The following is a 3,280-nucleotide window of genomic DNA, read 5'->3' on the forward strand; positions in this document are numbered from 1 at the left end:
AAGCTGTGGCAGGTCTCGCAGTCAGCCGGCGCCGGCGTCGGCGAACGGGCCGTGGTCTGGCCGTGGCATTCCACACATTCGCTGACGGACGGCAACAGCAGGTCGGTCGCCGTCCCTGACGTCGCGGCGGCATGGCACCGGGCGCAGGCGGGCTGGCCGAGCCGGTCGACGCGGTGCTCGCGGACGCTGTGATCGAACGCGCCCCGGCTGAGGAAGTCGCCGGGCAGACGGACCGGCGTGAAGCGGAGGGTCGGCGTCCGGAAGATGGTGTGACAGTCGAAACAGGCACCCCGGGGGCCGAAGGCGCCGCCGACGGTCGTCACCGCGCTGGCCCCCGCCGGCGGGCCACCCGCAGCGGGTCCGCCCTCGCCGATCTGGCCCGGCCGGCGGCGCGCGGAGCCCCCGCCCGCGACCGGACCGCGCCCCTGCCAGGCCGACAGGGCCGCGACCACCAGGCCGGGCTCGCCGTGCGGCAGCTGGCGCACCCCGCCGGGCGTGGCGAAGGCGAGGGAATGGCAGCTGGCGCAGTCACGTTCCATCTGGAGCGGGGCGAAGCCCTTGCCGTCGGCGTCGGGGCGGTGGCAGTTCGCGCAGGTCAGGGCCGCGCCATAGCCGCGTTCGCCCAGCGTCTGGGCCATGCGCGCCGGCCCGCCGCCCGGCGCCAGGTGCAGGCGGTGCGGGAAGGTCAGGCCTGACGCTTCGCGCGGCGGGCTGTTCAGCGAGACCCGCGTGGGACCATTCGGTCCGGGCAGGGTGGGACGGAAATTCGGATGGCGCGTCCAGGACGGTGTATCGGCCAGATCGGTGTCCTTGAGCCGGTGCGTCATCCCGGCGTGGCACTGGACGCAGGTCTGGGTCGGGGTCAGGGTGGGGATCGGCTCGGGCGGCCGGGTTGAGGCCGGATTGCCGACGTGCTCGACGTGGCAGCTGGCGCAGCGCTGTTCGGGGATGTTGAAGGCGCGCCGGAACCAGGCCGAGGCCTGACCGCTGAAATCATCAGGCGGCGGCGTTCCCCACAGGATACGACGACGCGGGGCATGATCGCGGACAAAGGACAGGGTGTCGGTCGACCCCGCCCGGCGCACGGACGCCGCGGCCGCGGCCATGGCCACGGTGGTCTGATCACCCGAGTGGCAGGTCTTGCACGAGGCGTCGGTGACGGCGACAAACGCCTCCTGGTGACAGGACTGGCAGTCGTCCTCGAGGAAGGCGTGGGCTTGGGACAACGGACCGGTCGACCACTGCTGGTCCGGGTCGATCCGCGGCTTGAGGTGGCCATGGAAGGCGGCCAGCGGCCACAGCAGGCAGAGGGCGACGATGCCGAGGCCCAGGGCCCAGGCGATGCGCCGGCGACCGAAGACGCGGGCCTTGGAGATCACCCCGCCGGCCGGAACCCCGGACGAGGCCTCGCCCTCCGTCGGCTCGGCCAGAGCGAGGTTGATCAGGATGTTGCCGCCGTCGCCGGCCGACAGGGTCAGGATGTGGTCGCCGAAGGTCAGGCGCGGTGCGCGGCCGACATCGACATCGGCCCGGGTGACGAACCGGCCGTCGACGCCGAACGGCTCGCGTCCTGCGGAGACGGCGCTGACGCGCCCCGGCCCGTTCGCAGTCAGCGTCGCGTGGTGCAGGCTGACCGCCAGATCGGGCAGGCGGATCTCGCAGTCGGCGCCGCGCCCGATCCGCGCCGTGTCGGTCGGCAGAACCTTTTCCCGGACGATCTCGGCCCCGCTGACGCGGCGTGTGACCTGGCGAAGGACAAGGGTCATCGGGCCATCACCAGTAGATGAAGACGCTGAAGACATGGGCGGTGATGGCGGCGATCAGCGCGACGGTGGCGGGCACGTGCACGGCCAGCCAGACGCTCAGCCAGGCGCGAATCTGCAGGTGACGGCGCGCCTGGGCCAGGGCGGCGGCCTTGCGCCGCAGCAGCTCATCCATCCGGTCCAGCATCGGCTGCTGGTCCTCGGTCGCCTGACGGCGCAGGCCGCGCAAGCGCGACAGGGCCTTGCGATTGCCGCAACCGCCGCCGCCGCCCGAGAGCCGTCGCCACAGGCCGCCGCCGACCCGACTGTAGTCAAGCGACAGCTGTACCGCCCGGGCCTGGATCTCGGACAGGGGCTGGGCGGCCTCGTTGATCTGGCGGTCAAGCGCCTTGAGCGTCTCCAGCATCTGCTTCTGGGTGGTCTCGCCGCGATTGCGGCTGAGATGGCGCGGCAGGAGGGCGTAGACCGTTATGCCGAACAGGCCGGACACGACGACCAGCACCATCAGTCCATAGGCCAGGGTGTGGATGTTCCAGCCGAACTGGAATCCCGAGTGCAGGGTGGCGACGACCAGCACGGCCAGCCCCAGATAGACATGGGCCGAGACCCAGGCCTTCAGCGACCAGTTTCCCGAGGTGATCGCACGCTTTCTCAGGCCCAGCAGGGTCAGCCACAGCACCAGCAGGGCCGCGACCGTCCCCGCCACATAGCCATAGGCGCTGCCGCCGTTCGGCCGGGGCTGGACGTCCACCAGCAGATAGCCGGCGGCGGCGATCACGCACAGGGCGGCGGCCCGCCAGGCCCAGCGGAAATTCCGGTGGCGCAGAAAGCCCTCGTGCTGGACCGCCTTGGAGCGTTCACCGGTTTTCTCTGTCTTCGCCAAGGGTCTATTCGCCCCTGTTCATGCGTTTGACGGTCAGGAATTCCTCGGGCGAGACCCGGATCGCCGCCCCGGTCGGACAGGCGCGCACGCAGGCCGGCCCGCCTGACTTGCCGATGCACATGTCGCATTTGATGGCGACCTTGGGCGGCTCGGCACCCTTGGGCTTGTGTCTGGCGCGCCAGGCCTTGTCGGGTTCGCCCGGGCCCGGCCCAACCCCGAACAGCATCCATGAGATCAGGTCAGGCTTCTTCGGCGGCCGCGCGTATCCCGGGTCCTCGGCGATGGCTCCGACCAGCTCCGCAACGTCGCCTGCGGTCAGGGCGACGCCGGGCACGGAATCGAGATCGAATTTGCTGATCACCTTCTCGGCGGCACGGTAAATCCTCGCTTTCGAGTCCGCCTGGACGGGATCGTCGACGTGGTCCAGGCTCATCTCCCACTCATGTTCGCGTTTCCAGGTCTCCAGGATCGACTCTCCGTTGAGCTCGAAGAACAGGGCCTCCGCCAGATAGGCGGCGGCCTCTTCGAGATGTCCGCCGGGCGCGATCTTCCGTCGACGCAGCGAGGCATGAACGCCCTCATGGATCACGAGCGCCTGGGCGTTCATGGAGAAGGGCTGTATGTTCTCGGGCTT

2 protein-coding genes and 1 pseudogene are annotated in these 3,280 nt (G+C 70.5%); all 3 read right to left on the reverse strand.

What is annotated here, in order from left to right; translation table 11 throughout:
- The coding region (locus Q0588_RS02800; protein ID WP_298743564.1) for an FHA domain-containing protein at nt 1–1,766 on the reverse strand (1,766 nt) is incomplete at its 3' end.
- 7 nt (nt 1,767–1,773) lie between these two features.
- Nucleotides 1,774–2,646: a hypothetical protein gene (locus tag Q0588_RS02805; RefSeq protein ID WP_298743566.1), complete on the reverse strand. Its 873-nt coding sequence runs from the start codon at nt 2,644–2,646 to the stop codon at nt 1,774–1,776.
- 4 nt (nt 2,647–2,650) lie between these two features.
- A pseudogene (locus Q0588_RS02810) lies at nt 2,651–3,280 on the reverse strand (hypothetical protein); the annotation flags it as partial.

Source organism: uncultured Brevundimonas sp. (genome assembly GCF_937870815.1).
Lineage (GTDB): Bacteria > Pseudomonadota > Alphaproteobacteria > Caulobacterales > Caulobacteraceae > Brevundimonas.